The 18,108-nt window shown below is 62.0% G+C and carries 17 protein-coding genes; 11 read left to right on the forward strand and 6 right to left on the reverse strand.

Annotation, left to right across the window (positions count from 1 at the left end; translation table 11 throughout):
- Nucleotides 1-102: 102 nt before the first annotated feature.
- The 4 genes from D8U61_RS24785 (at nucleotide 103) to D8U61_RS24800 (ending at nucleotide 6,590) form a co-directional block, all read left to right on the forward strand.
- Entirely contained in the window at nucleotides 103-2,454 is a 2,352-nt protein-coding gene (locus D8U61_RS24785; RefSeq protein ID WP_130927841.1) for a hybrid sensor histidine kinase/response regulator, read from the forward strand.
- Nucleotides 2,455-2,549: 95 nt separating this feature from the next.
- Nucleotides 2,550-4,199, forward strand: a complete 1,650-nt coding sequence (locus D8U61_RS24790) for an acyl-CoA dehydrogenase family protein (protein WP_130927842.1) — start codon at nucleotides 2,550-2,552, stop codon at nucleotides 4,197-4,199.
- Nucleotides 4,200-4,382: 183 nt separating this feature from the next.
- A complete protein-coding gene (gene amn / locus D8U61_RS24795; RefSeq protein WP_016773051.1) occupies nucleotides 4,383-5,882 on the forward strand; it encodes an AMP nucleosidase in 1,500 nt (499 codons plus the stop codon).
- 72 nt (nucleotides 5,883-5,954) lie between these two features.
- On the forward strand, nucleotides 5,955-6,590 hold the full coding sequence (locus tag D8U61_RS24800) for a pseudouridine synthase (RefSeq protein ID WP_130927843.1): 636 nt from the start codon (nucleotides 5,955-5,957) through the stop codon (nucleotides 6,588-6,590).
- Here D8U61_RS24800 and D8U61_RS24805 read toward each other — a convergent pair.
- Together D8U61_RS24805 and D8U61_RS24810 are read right to left on the reverse strand one after the other, a co-directional pair.
- Entirely contained in the window at nucleotides 6,585-6,794 is a 210-nt protein-coding gene (locus D8U61_RS24805) for a DUF2788 domain-containing protein (RefSeq protein ID WP_016773053.1), read from the reverse strand. The genes D8U61_RS24800 and D8U61_RS24805 overlap by 6 nt on opposite strands.
- Nucleotides 6,795-6,963: 169 nt before the next feature.
- Complete coding sequence (locus tag D8U61_RS24810; RefSeq protein WP_007909658.1) at nucleotides 6,964-7,443, reverse strand: Lrp/AsnC family transcriptional regulator; 480 nt, start codon at nucleotides 7,441-7,443, stop codon at nucleotides 6,964-6,966.
- Between the two features lie 449 nt (nucleotides 7,444-7,892).
- Between D8U61_RS24810 and D8U61_RS24815 the strand changes: the two genes are divergently transcribed.
- Nucleotides 7,893-8,831, forward strand: a complete 939-nt coding sequence (locus tag D8U61_RS24815; RefSeq protein ID WP_130927844.1) for a DUF6515 family protein — start codon at nucleotides 7,893-7,895, stop codon at nucleotides 8,829-8,831.
- Here D8U61_RS24815 and D8U61_RS24820 read toward each other — a convergent pair.
- Both D8U61_RS24820 and D8U61_RS24825 read right to left on the reverse strand, forming a co-directional pair.
- On the reverse strand, nucleotides 8,825-9,721 hold the full coding sequence (locus D8U61_RS24820; protein WP_110602883.1) for a cation diffusion facilitator family transporter: 897 nt from the start codon (nucleotides 9,719-9,721) through the stop codon (nucleotides 8,825-8,827). The two genes, D8U61_RS24815 and D8U61_RS24820, sit on opposite strands and share 7 nt — an antisense overlap.
- A 13-nt stretch (nucleotides 9,722-9,734) precedes the next feature.
- A complete protein-coding gene (locus tag D8U61_RS24825; protein WP_016773056.1) occupies nucleotides 9,735-10,154 on the reverse strand; it encodes a hypothetical protein in 420 nt (139 codons plus the stop codon).
- A 110-nt stretch (nucleotides 10,155-10,264) separates the two neighbouring features.
- Here D8U61_RS24825 and hrpB point away from each other — a divergent pair, with 110 nt between their 5' ends.
- From hrpB to D8U61_RS24840, 3 genes are all read left to right on the forward strand, one after another.
- Nucleotides 10,265-12,784: an ATP-dependent helicase HrpB gene (hrpB, locus tag D8U61_RS24830; protein WP_130927845.1), complete on the forward strand. Its 2,520-nt coding sequence runs from the start codon at nucleotides 10,265-10,267 to the stop codon at nucleotides 12,782-12,784.
- 129 nt (nucleotides 12,785-12,913) lie between these two features.
- On the forward strand, nucleotides 12,914-13,486 hold the full coding sequence (locus D8U61_RS24835) for a hypothetical protein (RefSeq protein WP_130927846.1): 573 nt from the start codon (nucleotides 12,914-12,916) through the stop codon (nucleotides 13,484-13,486).
- 13 nt (nucleotides 13,487-13,499) lie between these two features.
- Entirely contained in the window at nucleotides 13,500-13,925 is a 426-nt protein-coding gene (locus D8U61_RS24840; RefSeq protein ID WP_071173678.1) for a hypothetical protein, read from the forward strand.
- Between the two features lie 11 nt (nucleotides 13,926-13,936).
- Here D8U61_RS24840 and D8U61_RS24845 read toward each other — a convergent pair whose 3' ends face one another.
- Together D8U61_RS24845 and D8U61_RS24850 are read right to left on the reverse strand one after the other, a co-directional pair.
- Nucleotides 13,937-15,016: an endonuclease/exonuclease/phosphatase family protein gene (locus D8U61_RS24845; protein WP_130927847.1), complete on the reverse strand. Its 1,080-nt coding sequence runs from the start codon at nucleotides 15,014-15,016 to the stop codon at nucleotides 13,937-13,939.
- 75 nt (nucleotides 15,017-15,091) lie between these two features.
- The gene (locus D8U61_RS24850; protein ID WP_016773061.1) at nucleotides 15,092-15,766 is read right to left on the reverse strand and encodes a YciC family protein; all 675 of its coding nucleotides are present in this window, start codon (nucleotides 15,764-15,766) and stop codon (nucleotides 15,092-15,094) included.
- A 177-nt stretch (nucleotides 15,767-15,943) separates the two neighbouring features.
- Between D8U61_RS24850 and D8U61_RS24855 the strand changes: the two genes are divergently transcribed.
- The 3 genes from D8U61_RS24855 (at nucleotide 15,944) to D8U61_RS24870 (ending at nucleotide 18,104) form a co-directional block, all read left to right on the forward strand.
- Nucleotides 15,944-16,705, forward strand: a complete 762-nt coding sequence (locus tag D8U61_RS24855) for a DUF2076 domain-containing protein (RefSeq protein ID WP_130927880.1) — start codon at nucleotides 15,944-15,946, stop codon at nucleotides 16,703-16,705.
- Nucleotides 16,706-16,977: 272 nt separating this feature from the next.
- The gene (locus D8U61_RS24865; protein ID WP_056790604.1) at nucleotides 16,978-17,457 is read left to right on the forward strand and encodes an NYN domain-containing protein; all 480 of its coding nucleotides are present in this window, start codon (nucleotides 16,978-16,980) and stop codon (nucleotides 17,455-17,457) included.
- Nucleotides 17,458-17,492: 35 nt separating this feature from the next.
- Nucleotides 17,493-18,104 (forward strand): 3'-5' exonuclease, encoded by a 612-nt coding sequence (locus D8U61_RS24870; RefSeq protein ID WP_130927848.1) that lies wholly within the window; start codon nucleotides 17,493-17,495, stop codon nucleotides 18,102-18,104.
- Nucleotides 18,105-18,108 lie beyond the last annotated feature (4 nt).

Consider the following 18,108-nt stretch of genomic DNA (forward strand, 5'->3'; position numbering starts at 1 on the left):
CTAGGCTGGATCCAAACAATCACAGGTAATACCGGTTTTACGTCTACTCAAAGGGAATGGGGGGCTTCCTGACACAACCGGACGAGCCACGCTGGGGCTTCAATGCGCTATTTGCTGATGTTGCTGTTCTGCTTGCCCCTTATGGCGAGCGCCGTCGAATTCGACGAATTCACCCAGAGCCTGCCACTGGGCCGATCGCTGCAAGTGTTCGAAGACCCGAGCGGTCAGGCGACGATTGCCGACGTCCGTGCGCAAGACGCCGCCGGCCAGTTCAAAGCTCACGACAAAGCCACGCTCAACGCCGGTTACTCGCGTTCGGCGTTCTGGCTGAAGATCGACCTGCATTACCGCCCGAGCAACCCGGCCGCCCAGCGCACCTGGCTACTGGAACTGGCGTATCCGCCACTCGATCACCTCGATCTTTACTTGCCTGATGCCACCGGTGCATACCGACTGGTGCGCCAGACCGGCGATGCCTTGCCCTTCGCCAGTCGCGAGATCCGCCAGAACAATTACCTGTTCGACTTGCCGTTCAAACCGCATCAACAGCAGACGCTGTACCTGCGATTGGCCAGCGAAGGCTCGATCCAGGCGCCGGTGACGTTGTGGTCGAGCACCGCGTACCTCGAAGACCAACCGGTGCGCCTGTATGTGCTCGGCATCATTTATGGCGTGCTGTTGGGGATGCTGGTCTACAACCTGTTCATCTACCTGAGCGTGCGCGATACCAGCTACCTCTATTACATCTTCTATATCGGCTCGTTCGGCCTCTATCAATTGTCGGTGAACGGCGCGGCGGTTGAGTATTTCTGGCCGGACAACCCATGGTGGGCCAACGCCGCGACGCCATTCTTCATCGGTTGCGCCGGGCTGTTCGGCAGCCAGTTCGCCCGCAGTTTCCTGCAGACCAAGACCCACAGCCCCTGGCTGGATCGCTTGCTGATCGGCCTGATTGCCTTCAGTGCGCTGGTGATCGGCCTGTCGCTGATGACCAGTTACGCCCTGGCCCTGCGCCTGGCGACCACACTGGCGCTGACCTTCGCCGTGGTGATCTTCGCCGCCGGGATTCTTGCCTGGTGGCGCGGCTTGCGCGTGGCGCGTTACTTCATCATCGCCTGGTCGGCGTTCCTGCTCGGCGGCATCGTCAATACGCTGATGGTGCTGGGCCTGCTGCCCAACGTGTTCCTGACCATGTACGCCAGCCAGATCGGCTCGGCGATCGAGGTGGCGCTGCTGTCGCTGGCGCTGGCCGATCGCATCAACGCCATGCGCGAACAACAGGCGCAGACCTTGTTCGACGCCGGGCAGAAACTCGAAGTGCTCAACCAGCAACTGGCCCACAGCAACAAGCTCAAGGATGAATTCCTCGCGACGCTGACCCACGAACTGCGCACGCCGATGAACGGCGTGATCGGTTCGCTGGAGCTGATGCAGACCGTCGACCTCGATCCCGAGCTTGAGCAATATCAACAGACCGCCGCCGGTTCCGCCCGCGACATGATGCGCATGGTCAATGGCATCCTCACGCTCACTGAATTGCAGGCCGGCAAGCTCAAGGCGACGCCGGGCAGTTTCAGCCTGCGCGCAGTGGTCGAGGCGTTGCGCGTGCAGTTCGAAGGTAATGCGGCGAGCAAGTCGCTGGACTTCAAAGTCGAGGTGCTGCCGACCTTGCCGGATCGCTTGCTCGGGGACAGCGCGAAACTGGCGCAGTGCCTGGAATGCCTGCTGGACAATGCGATCAAGTTCACCCGCGTCGGCGGGTTGGCGCTGCGCGTCACCGGGCGGCCGTCGGCGGATGAGCGCATGGCGCTGTCGTTTGCGGTGATCGACACCGGTATCGGTTTCACTGACCTGGGTGAGGCGACCCTGTATCAGCGTTTCTTCCAGCTCGACGGTTCGATGACTCGCGAATACGGCGGTCTCGGTGTTGGTCTGGCGATCTGTCGGCAACTGGTCGAATTGCTCGGCGGCAAACTCACCCATCGCTCCGAGCCGGGACGCGGCAGCCGCTTCCAGCTCGATGTCGAATTCGAACTGCCGGTGATCGAAGCGCCTGCGGATCAGCCGCCTCGCGATTGCATTCGTGCGCCGCAGGACTGCACAGTGCTGCTGGTGGACGACAACAGCGTCAATCAATTGGTGATGCGCGGCATGTTGCTCAAGCTCGGTTTCCGCGTGCGCAGCGCGGATAACGGCGCCGCCGCGCTGGACTGCCTGCAACGGGAAAGCTTCGATGCAGTGCTGATCGATTGCCAGTTGCCCAACCACGACGGCGCATCGCTGTGCTGCCAGATCCATGCATTGCCAGGCTGTGCAAACCTGCCGGTGTTCATGCTGGCGCTGAGCGCTGACCGCGAGCAATGCGCCCCGGGCGCGCCTATCGACTATCTGCACAAACCAGTGAAATTCGAGGATCTGCAGGCTGCGTTGCAGCGCCGCGTGCTGAGTTGCTGATGGGGTAAAAGCGCCGCAAAAACGGCGGCTATGACACTTTGTTCAAAAAAGCACCAGTGCTTAACTGGTGCCATTGCTGAACACGGAGCGCCGTCATGAACCTGCATCAGTTCGCCGAAACCCACGAAGTCACCAATCAGCCGCCGTCGCTGGACGGCGCCAACCTGTACCGCATCGACCTGCCGCTGCAGGAGTGGTCGCGGCGTTTTGGCGCCGGTTGGGCCGAGTCGCGCATCGATGCCTATGGCGCACTCGCGGGTGGGCCGCTGATGGAGGCGGGGTTTCTCGCCAACCAGAACAAACCGGTGTTTGCCAGCCATGATCGCTACGGCCATCGCATCGATCTGGTCGAGTTTCACCCGGCTTACCATGAGCTCATGCGCACGGCGATCGAACATGGCCTGACCTCGCTGCCTTGGGCACACCCGCAGGACGGCGCGCATGTCGCCCGCGCTTCGATGACCTATCTGCACAGCCAGGCCGAGGCCGGCAGTGGTTGCCCGCTGACCATGACCTTCGCCAGCGTGCCGGCCCTGCGCTTGCAGCCGGAGCTGGCTGAGCAGTGGCTGCCGAAAGTCCTCGCCACCGACTACGATCCGCGCAACGTCGGCATGGCGCACAAGGCCGGCGTGACCATCGGCATGGCGATGACCGAGAAGCAGGGCGGCACCGATGTCCGCGCCAACACCACCAAGGCTTACCCGGTCGGCGCCAGCGGCCCGGGTCAGGCCTATGAACTGGTCGGGCACAAGTGGTTCTGTTCGGCGCCGATGTGCGACGCCTTCCTGACATTGGCGCAAACCGACAAGGGCTTGAGTTGCTTCCTGCTGCCGCGCCATCGTCCGGACGACACGCGCAATCAGTTCTACATCCAGCGTCTGAAAAACAAACTCGGCAACCAGTCCAACGCCTCCAGCGAAGTGGAATTTCGTGGCGCACTGGCATGGATGATCGGCGAAGAAGGACGCGGCGTGCCGACCATTATCGAGATGGTGGCGATGACCCGTTTCGATTGCATGGTCGGCTCCAGCTCGCTGATGCGCCAGGCGCTGACCCAGGCCAGCCATCACTGCGCGCACCGCAAGGTCGGCGGCAAACTGCTCAGCGAGCAGCCGCTGATGCAAAACGTACTCGCCGATCTGGCGCTGGAGAGCGAAGCGGCGTTGGCGCTGAGTCTGCGCATGGGCAAGGCGCTGGACCATCTGAATGATCGCCACGAAGCGCAGTTCGCGCGGCTGGTGACGGCAGTGGGCAAATACTGGATCTGCAAGCGCGCGCCAGGAATGATCAACGAAGCCGCCGAATGCATGGGCGGTGCTGGATACGTCGAGGACAGCATCCTGCCGCGCCTGTACCGCGAAGCGCCGGTGAACTCGACGTGGGAAGGTTCGGGGAATGTGCAATGTCTGGATGTGCTGCGCGCGTTGTCGAAGGAGCCGGGTGTGTTGGATGTGCTGTTCAGCGAATTGGGCGATGGCCATGGCGACAAGCGTCTCGCCGCACATATCCAGCAGTTGCAGGCGCAGTTCAAGGACACCAGTGACATTCAGTATCGGGCGCGGCAGTTGACCGAAGACATCGCCCTTGGGTTGCAGGCCAAACTGTTGCTGGAGGCTGGGAATTCCGTGGTCAGCGATGCCTTCATTGCCAGCCGTCTGAGCGGTGGCGGTCGGGTCTACGGCGCGTTGCCGCGTGGGCTGGACGTCGAAGCGATCGTCGCCCGCTCGACTCCACCGCTTTTCTGACCCACCTCAAATCTCCCCCTGTGGGAGCGAGCCTGCTCGCGAAAGCGGTGTGTCAGTCGACATCTTTATTGGATGATCCACCGCATTCGCGAGCAGGCTCGCTCCCACAGGGGACATCATTGGTCTGCAGATTTAAGTATCGCCACAACGCCACTGTTCCCGTGCGTCCACGATGCAGGCAAGATGAAGCTCTGCAAGTCAGAACACAGGAAGCTGATCGTGACCGAAGCGTTTATTGTCGTTCAAACCGCCGAACAAGCCGTGGATCGTCTGGCCGAGCTGCATGAGCGGGCCACCACTGCGCTGAATTCTGCCCTCAAGCGTTACCTCAAGGACCGCGTCGAGCCCGACGCCGAACAGCGTGCCCTGTTTCGTTATCCCGAACTGCGTCTGACCTACCACTGCCAGGGCGAAGTGCCGCAGACCACCCGCGCTTACGCCAAGGTGCAGTTGCCCGGTACTTACAGCGTCACCGTCACCCACCCGGCGGCGTTTCGCAAATACCTGCTCGAACAACTGACGCCGTTGATGCACGACTTCACCGTGACCGTCGAAGTCGGCGTCAGCCAGCAGAACATTCCGTATCCGTATGTGGTCGAGCAGGGCGATGAACTGGCCGGTTCCGGCGTCACTGCAGCGGTGCTGGCGCGGGTGTTCCCGAGCACCGATCTGTCCGCCGCCACCGATGGTATTGCCGACGGCCTCTACGACTGGGAAAACACCGATCCGCTGCCACTGGCGCTGTTCGACGCCGCGCGCGTGGATTTCTCGCTGCGCCGGCTGGTGCATTACACCGGCAGTGACTGGCGCCATGTGCAGCCGTGGATTCTGCTGACCAACTATCATCGCTACGTCGATCAGTTCATCGTTCATGGTCTGGAGCAGTTGCGCCGCGACCCGCGTTTCGTGCGCATGGTCCTGCCGGGCAACGTGATCATCGAGAAGAGCATGGACCACGGCGAAGCCTCGGCGATTGCCGCCGGTGTGGTCTGGCACCGTTACCAGATGCCGGCCTATCACCTGATCGCCAGCGATGGCCACGGCGTGACGCTGGTCAACATCGGTGTCGGCCCGTCCAACGCCAAGAACATCACCGATCACCTGGCCGTGCTGCGCCCGCATTGCTGGCTGATGATCGGCCACTGCGGCGGCCTGCGTCAGTCGCAGACCATCGGCGATTACGTGCTGGCCCACGCTTACATGCGTCGCGACGGCATTCTTGATCGTGTGGTGCCGCCGAATATTCCGATCCCGGCACTGGCCGAAGTGCAGCTTGCTCTGCAGCAGGCGGCGGCGAATGTCACCGGCGAGAAGGGCGACGACCTGAAGAAACGCCTGCGCACCGGCACGGTTCTGACCTACGACGACCGTAACTGGGAACTGCGCTGGGCTCAGGAACGGCCGCTGATCAACCTGTCCCGCGCGGTTGCGGTGGATATGGAAAGCGGCACGATTGCAGCGCAAGGTTATCGCCTGCGTGTGCCTTACGGCACGTTGCTCTGCGTTTCGGACAAGCCGCTGCACAGCGAAATCAAACTGCCTGGCTCGGCCAACGCCTTCTATGAGCGTGCGGTCAGCCAGCATTTGAAAATCGGCATCGAAGCGGTGGATCTGCTGCGTACCGAACTCAACTCGCTGCACTCGCGCAAGTTGCGCAGCTTCGACGAGCCGCCGTTCCGTTAACGGTTAGTCGTGGTCATTTGGCGGTCGGGGCACTAGCATTGTCAGCCCTGATCGCTAAATGTTCTGTCTCTTATGTCCCGTCCCCCGCGTCCACCTTCCCGCCGTCCCGGCGTGAAGCCTCATTCTTCTGCCCCGCGCCGTGTTGCCAAGGCACCACCGGCCGAGCCGAAACTGATCCTGTTCAACAAACCCTTCGATGTGCTGACGCAATTCAGCGACGGTGAAGGGCGGGCGACACTCAAGGATTACATCGATGTGCCGGGGATTTACCCGGCCGGACGTCTGGATCGCGACAGCGAAGGTTTGTTGCTGCTGACCAACGACGGCCAGTTGCAGGCGCGCATCGCCGATCCGAAACACAAACTGGCGAAGACTTATTGGGTGCAGGTGGAGGGCGAGCCGACGGCCGAGCAGTTGCAGCGCCTGCGCGATGGCGTCGAGTTGAATGACGGCATGACCCTGCCCGCCGAAGCGCGGCAACTGGCTGAGCCGCAGTTATGGCCGCGCAATCCGCCGGTACGCTTTCGCGCGACCATACCGACCTCGTGGCTGGAATTGGTGATTCGCGAAGGGCGCAACCGTCAGGTGCGGCGCATGACGGCAGCGGTCGGATTACCGACGTTGCGTCTGGTGCGAGTCAGGATTGGTGACTGGACGATTGAAGGGCTGGATCAGGGCCAGTGGCGGGAAGTGCCGGCGCGCTTATAAGGCGCCGGATTCGATCAGGCCGATCACCACACTCTTGATGATGAACGCGGCTACGCCCAGGCCCAGCACGAAAAACAGAATGAACGAGCCGAACCGCCCGGCCTTGGACTTCTTCGCCAGATCCCAGACGATGAAACCCATGAAAATGATCAGGATGCTGACTAGACCGGTCATCATCCACTCTTCGAACAGTGCTGGATCCATTGGCGATCTCCGGCGCGGACAGGGCTGAAAGGGCGGCGGCGAGTATACGCCATGGTCGGTGGAGTGGCATTGATCTGCGTCGCCTGTGCCGGCCCCTTCGCGAGCAGGCTCGCTCCCACAGGTTGAAATGCATTCCCCTGTGGGAGCGAGCCTGCTCGCGAAAGCGATATCAGCTACGCAAATGAGTCAGCGGCAGTTCGGTGCTGTTGAGCACCTGATTCAGCACAAAACTCGACCGCACGCTGGTGACCCCCTCGATCCGGGTCAGATGCCCCAGCAGTAATTTCTGATAGTGATCCATATCCGGCACCACCACTTTCAACTGGTAGTCAGCATCCACTCCGGTCACCAGACTGCACTCCAGCACTTGCGGCAATGTGCGGATCGCCGCTTCGAAATTCTCGAAGCGTTCCGGCGTGTGCCGGTCCATGCCGATCAGCACATACGCGGTCAGGCTCAAGCCGAGCATCTTGCGATCGAGCAGCGCCACCTGGCGCGAGATATAGCCATCGTCTTCCAGCTGCTTGACCCGGCGCGAGCAAGGCGAGGGCGACAGACCGATGCGTTCGGCCAGTTCCTGGTTGGAGATACGGGCGTCGCGCTGCAATTCCGCCAAAATACTCAGGTCATACCGGTCGAGTTTGCTCATCAATCTGTCCTTGGTCGTAACTATTGCGGCGGATTATCTATCCAGGGTTAAAAATTGCGCAAGCAGTGTTTAATTGAGCAATTTTCGCAATCCTCTGTCGCGGCTTCAGGCCTATTCTTATCACCAGAATCACTGCTCGGTAACACAGTCCACGCGGCCCGCCCAATCAGGCCCGCCGCGGCCGCCACCCCCACCGGGGATGTGCCGGCCCCCGAGCTGCACACTGTCCAGAAGACGGCGTGAGGTGAGCCGACGTCAAAAGCGTCGAGCCAGGACGAAGTTCTCAGAAGGGAGGCCGACGGGTCTCCCTTTTTTCTTGCCTGCGATTTCATCTTGGCGCCTCAATAAATAAGTCGCGCGACTGATAACCTGTTGCAGAACCCGGTGGGGCTGTTTCGAGTCTCAGCAACAAGCCCTGCCAACGACAGGCTCCCGCAGTGAGGAAAGGCATGAATTCGCGCATCTGGCGTCTGGCCGGTGTTGGTTTGCTGTGTGTGGGTGTCAGTGCGCAAGCGCTGGCCGATGAGCCGCAGAATCGTGGGCCGGGCAACGGGCCGCAGAACGACGGGATCATCCGTGGCGACAACAGCCGTCAGTTCGAGCACAACGGCCAGCCGCATAACAATGACGGTCAATGGCAGAACCGCAACCGTGCCGATGAGCGTCCGCAACCGCCTCGCCAGCCGGGCAACAACCTGCCGATCCAGCCGCGACCCGACGCCGTGCGCCAGACCCAGGAACCGCGTCAGGGTTACTACCGCGACGAGCGCCCGCAGAACGGTTACCACAATCAGCAATGGCAGACGCAGCCGCGTCCCGATGACAACCGCTGGCCGGGACGGCCGAACGGTCATGGCAATGGCTGGGGTCCTGGCCCGCAGTATCGTCCGGGCCATGTGATCGATCGTTTCCCGGATCGTGATTACCGCGTGCCGTATCGCGGTCAGGATTACTTCTATTCCGGCGGCTACTGGTATCGCCCGCAAGGCCCGCGCTACATCGTCGTGCAACCACCGCGCGGGATCCGCATCCAGTATTTGCCGGATTACGCCCGTGAAGTGTGGATCGGCGGCTCGCTGCTGTTCCTCGCCGCCGGTTCCTATTACGCCTATCAAGAGGCGACGCAGGATTACGTGGTGGTCGAGCCGCCGCTGCAGCAACCGTCGCAACCGCAAGCTCAGGGCTATGACGTCGAAGCCTATCCGGCCAACGGCCAGTCGCCGCAGCAAGTGCAGCAGGACGGTTACCAGTGCTCTCAGTACGCGGTGCAGCAAAGCGGTTTCGACCCGCGCGCCGCGACCTATCAACCGGCACCCGAAGTGGTTCAGGCCTATCGCCAGGCGCAGGGCAACTGCCTGAGCAGTCGCGGTTATCAGGTCAATTACTGAGTGCGGGCGGCGAGCACTACTTCCTGTGGGTCAGCGTGCACCAGCACTTCGGCCTTCGGATAGGCCTTGTGAATCGCCGCCGCCGCTTGGTCGCTGATGCCATGGGCGACTGACAGGGTCAGTTCGCCCGGCAGTTCCAAGTGCAATTGCACAAACCAGTGATTGCCCGAGATCCGCGTGCGCAGGTCGTGCGCACCCAGTACGCCGGGGACGCTGCATGCCAGTTCGAGCATGTGCTGGCTGACATCGGTCGGCAGTTCCTCGTCCATCAACACCGAAAAACTTTCCCGGGCGATCTGAATCGCACTCCAGAAAATGTACACGGCGATCCCCAGCCCGAACCACGCATCCAGTTGCGCAAAACCCATCGCGGCCAACACCAGCGCGATCAGGATGCTGCCGTTGAGCAGCAGGTCCGAACGGTAATGCAGCGAGTCGGCACGCACGGCGTTGGAGCCGGTCTGCTTGATCACCCGGTGCTGCAACATCAGCAGCGCCGCCGTCAGCAGCAGGGAAAACACGATCACACCGATGCTCAGCCACGGTGCGCCAAGCGGTTCCGGCGTCTGCAAGCGTTGGTAGGCCTGAAACGCGATCAGCACCGCGCTGCCACCGATGAACAACGCCTGGGCCATGCCCGCCAGCGATTCGGCTTTGCCGTGGCCATAACGGTGATCATCATCCGCCGGGCGCAAGGCGTAATGCACTGCCAGCAGATTGAGCATTGAAGTGACGCCATCCAGCGCCGAGTCAGTGAGGCCGGCGAGCATGCTCACCGATCCGCTGAGCCACCAGGCAATCGCCTTGGCGACGATCAGCGTGCAGGCGACCGCCACCGAGGCGCGGGTCGCCAGCCGCAGCAGGCGGGCGTGTTCAGGGCTGGAGGTCATTGAACGTCCTTATTCAAGCAGCCGGTTGCAGGCCGAACATCGCCAGTTGCTGAGTGCTGCCCTTGTGCTGGATCAGGCGCGGATCATCCAGAGGAAAATCTCGGCCCAGCTCGCTCTCGAGAATCGCCTGCAACTTGTGATTGTCGACCTGACCGTCGGGGCCGATGGCTTGCTTGAGCTTGGCCGGATCGATCTGCGCGGTGTGGCCCGGTTCGAAATAGATCGCCCCGGTGGCGAAGTCGACGGCAAACGCGATCAGCCCGGGAATGATGTAGAACAGCAGGCCGACGGCATCGAGCACGGCAATCGCCGGGTCGATCTTGCCGTCGATCTGGCCACGCCGGTCCGGGTAGAAAATCGAACCGCACGCCGACAGTTGCGTGAGCAGAGTGGCAACCAGAACACCGCCGATCAGGCGAGAGGGTAAGCGCATGGAAATGTCTCCTGAGTCATCAAATAACGAAGCTTCGTCTTGTGAAGTTAAGACCCTGACGAACGCCCGGCAGTTCGCCGTTATACTCGGCCCTCTGTTTGGGAGCCAGCATGATTTCTTTGCCGATCGACGATGTTTTACCCGCCCTGCGTGAAGCCCTCGCGTCACGCCACGAAGCCGTGCTCGAAGCACCGCCCGGCGCCGGTAAAACCACCCGCGTGCCTTTGGCCTTGCTCAACGAAGCCTGGCTGGCCGGGCAGACCATCGTCATGCTCGAACCACGGCGCTTGGCTGCGCGGGCGGCGGCGGAGCGTTTGGCCAGCGAGCTCGGCGAGCAGGTCGGTGAAACCGTCGGCTATCGCATCCGCCTCGACAGCAAGGTTGGCCCGAAGACGCGTATCGAAGTGGTCACCGAAGGCATTCTCACCCGGCGCTTGCAGGACGACCCGGCGCTGGAGGGTGTGGGCCTGCTGATCTTCGACGAATTTCATGAACGCAGTCTCGACGCCGATCTGGCGCTGGCCCTCAGTCTGAACGGTCGCGAGCTGTTTCGCGCTGAACAGCCGCTGAAGATTCTGCTGATGTCGGCCACCCTCGAAGGCGAGCGCCTGGCCGGCTTGCTCGATGACGCGCCGATCCTGCGCAGTGAAGGGCGCATGTACCCGGTGACGATGCGCTGGGGCCGGCCGTTCCAACCGGGTGAATACATCGACCAGCGCGTTACCCAAACCGTACTCGAAGCGCTGCACGACGAGACCGGCAGCCTGTTGGTGTTCCTGCCGGGACAGGCGGAGATCCGTCGCGTAAATCAGCAACTGGTCGACGCAATCGGCGAGCGCAAAGACGTTCTGCTGTGCCCGTTGCACGGCGAACTCGACCTCAATGCGCAACGCGCGGCAATCGACCCGGCGCCGCCCGGTCAGCGCAAAGTGGTGCTGGCAACCAACATTGCCGAGACCAGCCTGACCATCAACGGCGTACGCGTGGTCATCGATGCCGGATTGGCGCGGGTGCCGCGCTTCGACCCGGGCAGCGGCATGACCCGCCTCGACACCCAACGCATCTCCAAGGCCAGCGCCACCCAGCGTGCCGGCCGCGCCGGGCGACTGGAGCCGGGCGTGTGCTATCGCCTGTGGTCGCAGGATCAGCACGAACAATTGGCAGCCTATGGCAGCGCGGAAATTCTCTCGGCGGATCTGGCCAGCCTCGCTTTGCAACTGGGGCGCTGGGGCGTGACCCCGGGCGAACTGGTCTGGCTCGACGTGCCACCCGCCGCCGCGTATGCCCAAGCGCAGGATCTGCTGCAACGCCTCGGCGCCTTGCACGGCGACACGCTGACGGCCCACGGCCAGGCCATGGCCGAACTGCCGGCGCATCCGCGCATCGCGCATTTGCTGTTGCGCGGTCAGGCGCTGGGGCTGGCGGCAATGGCCTGCGATGTGGCGGCGCTGCTCGGCGAGCGCGATATCCTGCGCGGCGCTGGTGCGGATCTGCACAGCCGGTTGGTCCTGCTTTCCGGCGAAGAACGTGCCGGCCGTGGTGCGCAGGGCGGGGTGCAACGCGCCCGGCAATTGGCTCGGCAGTATCGCGGTTACCTGCGTGGCAAGCCGAGCGAACCGGTAAACGATCCCGATCATCCGCGCTGGCTCGGCGCGTTGTTGGCGCTGGCCTACCCGGATCGCGTCGCCCAGCAACGGCGTGCCGGCGGGGCCGAATACCGTTTGGCCAACGGTCGCGCGGCGCTGTTCGCTGAGGCCGATAGCCTGATGAAGCACGAGTGGATTGTTATTGCCGACCTCGGCAGCCGTCAGGGCCAGCGCGAAGAACGCATCTATCTGGCGGCGGATTTCGATCCGGCGCTGTTCGATTCGGTGCTCGCCGAGCAAGTGCGCAGCGTCGATCAACTCGATTGGGATGAACGCGAAGGCGTGCTGCGTGCCGAGCGCCAGCGTAAGGTCGGCGAGCTGATTCTCAGCCGCGAACCGTTGCCCGGTCTGGATGAAAACGCGCGCAGTCAGGCGCTGGTCAGTCTGGTGCGGCGCAAGGGTCTTGAGCTGTTGCCGTGGACGCCGGAACTGCGCCAGTGGCAGGCGCGGGTGGCGCTGTTGCGTCAGCTCGATCTGAACACTCAGGACGACAGCCAATGGCCGGATGTCAGCGATGCGGCATTGTTGAATACCCTGGAAGACTGGCTGATGCCGTATCTGGGCAAGGTCTCGCGGCTCAGCCATTTCGCCAGCCTCGACCTGTCGAGCATCGTGCGTAATCTGCTGCCGTGGCCGCTGCCGCAGAAGCTCGACGAACTGGCGCCGCATCATTTGAGCGTGCCGTCGGGGTCATCGATTCGTCTGGATTACAGCGAACATCCACCGATTCTCGCGGTGCGTTTGCAAGAGCTGTTTGGTCTGGCCGATACGCCACGGATTGCCGGTGGCCGGCAAGTGGTCAAGCTGCATCTGCTCTCGCCGGCGCGGCGGCCGGTGCAGGTCACGCAGGACCTGGCCAACTTCTGGCGCAGCACCTATGCCGAGGTGAAGAAGGATCTCAAGGGGCGCTATCCGAAGCACTATTGGCCGGACGATCCCTTGGTCGCCGAAGCCACGGCGCGGGCGAAACCACGCGGCACCTGACCCGCAATGGCTGCGCGCCATTAGCCCATCCGTGCTAATTGCCCTTGGTTGTTCCGGCTCGCAAAATCGCCGCCTGAACAATAACAGCCTTGTTGCCTGGCAACTTGCGCCCAAGGAACGGAACTGCCCATGACCACTTTTTTCAAGCTCAAGGAGTTGATCTTCTTGTCGGCTGCGCTATTGGCCGCCTCCAGTTCGGCCATGGCCGAAGAGCCCGATCCGATTGGCGACTGGTGGATTATCTACGGCAACGGCGTGCCCCAGAAAAACATCATGTACGTCGCCGATGCGACGTCGGTGGTGCCTTCGCAGAAAACCAAAGGCGCAACCATGGTCGCGGTAACTCTGGTTTATGAAGAGCCGGGCAAACCGATGATCGACGTCTATAACCTCGAAGCCCAATGCTCTACGGGCAAGGTGCGTTTTATCAATGGCCAGTCCATCGAGCGTCTCGCCTACACCATGCGTCATCTGAAAGTTGCCAACCAATGGCAGGCGCCGAAAGAGTTCTGGGTCCAGCAAGCGCTGAAGTTTGCCTGTGCGCCGGGCAGTCGCGCGAAAAACGACATGGCCGCCGTGGGCAAGATGGAATACCTGCAGATGATCGAGATGCTGCAGCAGATGTTTTTCAAGCTCGCGCCGATCCAGCAGAAGAGCCAGATGATGGACAACATCGACAGCCTGCTCGAACTGAAGAAATAAGCCGAGGCATCCAATGACTTACACACGTTTATGGCTGGCAACCCTGCTGGCAGGATTGCTCTTGAGCGGCTGTTCCACCATCGCGCAGAGCCGCTGGGAAGGTCGCGATCTCCAGGAAGCACTGGACCTGTTCGGCACGCCCGACGCGATGGCAAAGGAAACCGGCCCGAACGGCGAACCCTTGGCCGTACTGACCTGGCACAAGTCCGCGAGCTGGACCTCCACCGAAGCGGCCGGCACTTCGATGACCCATACCGGCAATGGCATGGTGTACACCGAGCACTACCAACAGGTCGGTCACAGTTCTACCTGCAAGTTGCAGGCGAAGATCAATCAACAGAAGAAGATCGCCCAGTTCCTGATCGAAGACGGGCGAATACTGCACGGCAAGTGCGCCAATGTCCGCTATGTTCCGGGCTACGTTCCGCCCGGTTTATAAGGGCAAAACGCTTATGGCGCAGCGGGCAGGAGGAACCGCGCAATCACCGGCAAGTGATCGGAGATGCGCAGGGTATCGTCCTGCCGCACCTGTGCTTGCAGGCGTTTGAGCTTCGGGCTGTAGAACAGATAATCCACTGTGCGATCCGGGCCGTTGAGGCCGGGGTCGTTGGGGTAATGGGTCAGCCATTTGGCTCGATCGATACCGCCGGCCTCGTTGTTGGTCGGGATCATCGGGTACTTGTCCCACAGCAGATGCAGTTCGCTGTCGGCAGAGTAGGGCGTGCGCCGCTCGACCGGCAGGCGTCGATACTGGCCCAGCGGCAGCAGATTGAAATCGCCACCGATCAGCCACGGCAGGCCTTGGCTTTCATATTTGTCGAGGACTTTGGCCACGGCAGCCACTTGCGCCTGCACGTTGCCGTCCGCCTGGCTGGCGCGCTGCAAGTGGGTGTTGAACACGGTCAGTTGTCCGCCATCGCTGAGCGGCAGTTTGACTGCGAGCAAAGCGTCTTTGGGCTGGAACTGGCGGCTGATGAAGTTGCTCGGGGCCACGGGCAGTTGCAGGCGTTCGGCGTGTTCGATGCGATAGCGGCTCAGCGTGGCCAACTGGCGGCCGACGCTGCCGTAGATGTGGGGCTCGGGGACAAAATCGGCTTTCCAGTCGAAGGCGCTGGCACTGCACGGATACAGGTCGGCGACGCGTTCCTGCAACAGCTTGAGCTGATTCTGGTAGTCACTGGCCTTGGCGCCGTCGTCGAGCTCCTGCAACAGCACCACATCCGGTTGTTCGTCACGGATCACCCGCGCCACTTCGTCGAGGCTGAAGGCCATGTCTTCGGCGGTCGGCGCTTCATCGTCGCCTTCGGCCAGATCATTCCAGAACACGTAGCGCTTGCCGGCGAGGAACTGCACGTTCCAGGTCATGACTTTCAGTGCTTGCCCGGGCACCAGCGTCGGCGCGGTAGTGCCGCAACTGACCGGCAGGGTTTCGCGGGCATCGGGGCGCCAGGTCAGGCTGAACAGCAGTACGCCGAACAGGACGACGGCAAGGATGACGAGGAGCAGGGTGTAGCGCAGCAGACGGGTCATGGCTCGGCTTATAGCGTTACAGAAAGTGGCCCCGAGCATACCTGACGGCAGCGACGAAGCCCAAGCACGGCGCGGTCAGACTGCGCCGTTACGTTTGTCAGGCAATTCGCTGATCAGCATGAACAGGCGGAACAGCACCACACTGGTGAACAGTTGCAGGAAGCTGTGGGCGCTGTCGATCAGCCCGGCAATCAGCGGATTCTGCGGTTCGGGGTACACCGCCAGCGTCGCGCCCTTGAGCAGCCACAACGGGGTCATCACGCAGAGAATGCACAACAGGATGCGCCAGAAGTGCCCACGGGTCAGGCGCAGACTTTCCTTCATCGCCTGCAACGGTCCGAGGCCGCGCAGCACCAGCAGGTATTCGGCGAAGGCGAGCATGACCATCAGCATCAGGCCCGGCAGGAAGTACAACGACAGGCCGAGCAGAATCAGCAAGGTATTGAGCGCGGTCAGCACCGCGAAGCGCGGCCACAGGGTTGCGGCCATCGCCAGCAGGTCACGGTTGCGCGGCGACTCGCCACGGCTGCGCGCATCGAGAAACAGGATCAGCGCGGCGGTGTACAGCGGATACACCAGCAGGCCGACGATGATGCTGACGCCGGCGAAGGTGTCCGGTCCGGTGGCGTGATCGACTGCCTGCTGCAAGAAGGCTTCGACAATCACTAGCGGCAGGCACAACTGCACGATGCTGCCCAGATGGCGTTTGAAAAAATACAAAGAGTCGCGCAGTACTTCGAGGGCATTCATCAGTCGGTATCGCAGGTCGAAAACAGTGGCTCACTTTAACCGATGCAACGCGGGGCGACACAAACGTAAACATTCGGTAAAGGCCATTGAAACATTTTGTCACTGTCTCCATTACAGGAGAGCACCGCGCTCAAAGTGGGCACGGGCATGTTATTACCGGCAATCTACGAGGTCGCCATGAACAGCGAAGAGCAAACCCTGATCGATGGACTGTTTTCCCGGCTGCAACAGGCCGAAACGGAGGCAGCCCCGCGCGACGCCCAGGCCGAGGCGCGGATCAAGGAACACCTGACGCGCCAACCGGCGGCAGGTTATTTCATGACCCAGGCGATTCTGGTGCAAGAGGCCGCGCTGAAAAGCCTCGACGAGCAGAACAAGCAACTGACCCAGCAAGTCCAGCGCCTGCAGGCCGAGCTGCAATCGGCCAAGGCCCAGAGTGGCGCTCCGTCAGCGAGCGGTGGCGGTGGCTTCCTGTCGAGCATTTTTGGTGGCGGCAATTCACGTCCGGCGCCGAGCCAGAGCGCAGCGCCGTCGTCCTCCGGCGGCTGGCGTGAACCGGCACCGCAGCAGAGCTACCAGGCACCGGCGCCACAACAGAGCTTCGCCGCCGCGCCGCCCAACTATGCGCAGCAGGCAGCCCCGGCGGCGGGCAACAGCTTTCTCGGCGGCGCGCTGAAAACCGCCGCAGGCGTGGCCGGCGGTGTGATGCTGGCGCAGGGCATCGGCAGCCTGTTCCACCACAATCAGCAACCTGAAGAAATCGTCGAGGTCATCAAGGAAGAACCGGCGCAGGTCGCCGACCAGAGCAACAACGGCTGGGGCGATGAGCAGCGCGTGGCGGACAACGGTTTCTCTGGCAATGACCAGGGCGGTTTCAGCGACGCCGATTACAGCAGCGACAATTCGTCGTTCTTCGATGACGACGACTCCTATGTCTGACATAGCCTCTGAAGGCTGACATGTACACTGTGGCGAGGGGATTTATCCCCGCTGGGCTGCGCAGCAGCCCCGCTTTTCCTGATTGGAGCGAGGACTGCTGCGCAGCCCAACGGGGATAAATCCCCTCGCCACACTCACCACTCGTCAGCAGCACCTTTGCGCCTGTGGCCGATTATTCGCGGAACCCTCCTTCGGGCTGGCATACTGAGCGCCTTTTTCAGGCCTGATCGCCTGACCCCGCTTCGTGCGCTTGCGCGCTCACAGGAACTCCGGTGAAAAAAATCGCAGTGTTCGCCGATGTGCAGAACCTCTACTACACCGTGCGTCAGGCCTATGGTTGCCACTTCAACTACGCCGCATTGTGGGCCGACATCAGCAAGAACGGGCAGATCGTCGAGGCTTACGCCTACGCGATCGACCGTGGCGACAGCAAGCAGCAGCAGTTTCAGCAGATCCTGCGCAACCTCGGTTTTACCGTGAAGCTCAAGCCCTACATCCAGCGCAGCGACGGCTCGGCCAAGGGCGACTGGGACGTGGGCATTACCCTGGACATCATGGACGCCGCCGACCATGTCGACGAAGTGGTGCTGGCCTCCGGTGACGGCGATTTCGACATGCTGCTCGAACGCATCATCAACAAGCACGGCGTGCAAGCAGTCGCCTACGGCGTGCCCGGCCTGACCGCCAACTCGCTGATCCGCGCCGCCAGCCGCTACGTGCCGATCGAAGGCGCGCTGTTGCTCAAGAGCTGAGCTGAACAACAGATTTGAACGGAGTACACCCCGGTTTGGAACGCATTGCAGTCATCGACTTTGAAACCACCGGCCTGTCGCCGAACAGCAGCTGCCGCGCCACGGAAATCGCCGTGGTCATGCTGGAAAACGGCCGCATCGTCGAGCGTTACCAGAGCCTGATGAACGCCGGCGTGCGCGTCCCCGCGTTCATCGAGCAACTGACCGGCATCAGCAACGCCATGCTGCGCACCGCGCCGCCGGCCGAGCGGGTGATGGAAGAGGTCAACGAATTCGTCGGTTGTACGCCGCTGTTGGCGCACAACGCCTCGTTCGACCAGAAGTTCTGGGATTTCGAACTGGGGCAGATCAAACGCACACGCCTGCAGAATTTTGCCTGTTCACTGCTGCTGGCGCGGCGCCTGATGCCGGCGGCGCCGAATCACAAGCTCGGCACGCTCACCACTTTCGCGCAGCTACCGCATACCGGTCAGGCTCACCGGGCCATGGCCGACGCCGAGATGGCGGCCAATCTGATGGCGCATCTGGCGGAAGAGTTGCGGGGCAAGCATGGGGTGCGCGATCTATCGCATGATCTGTTGTGCAAACTGCAGAAAATCTCGGCGGGAAAAGTGTTCGAGTATCTGCAGCGACAATCCCCGCTATAGTCAA

Origin of the sequence: Pseudomonas sp. Sample_14 (assembly GCF_004307515.1) — a bacterium.
Classification (GTDB): Bacteria; Pseudomonadota; Gammaproteobacteria; order Pseudomonadales; family Pseudomonadaceae; genus Aquipseudomonas; species Aquipseudomonas atacamensis.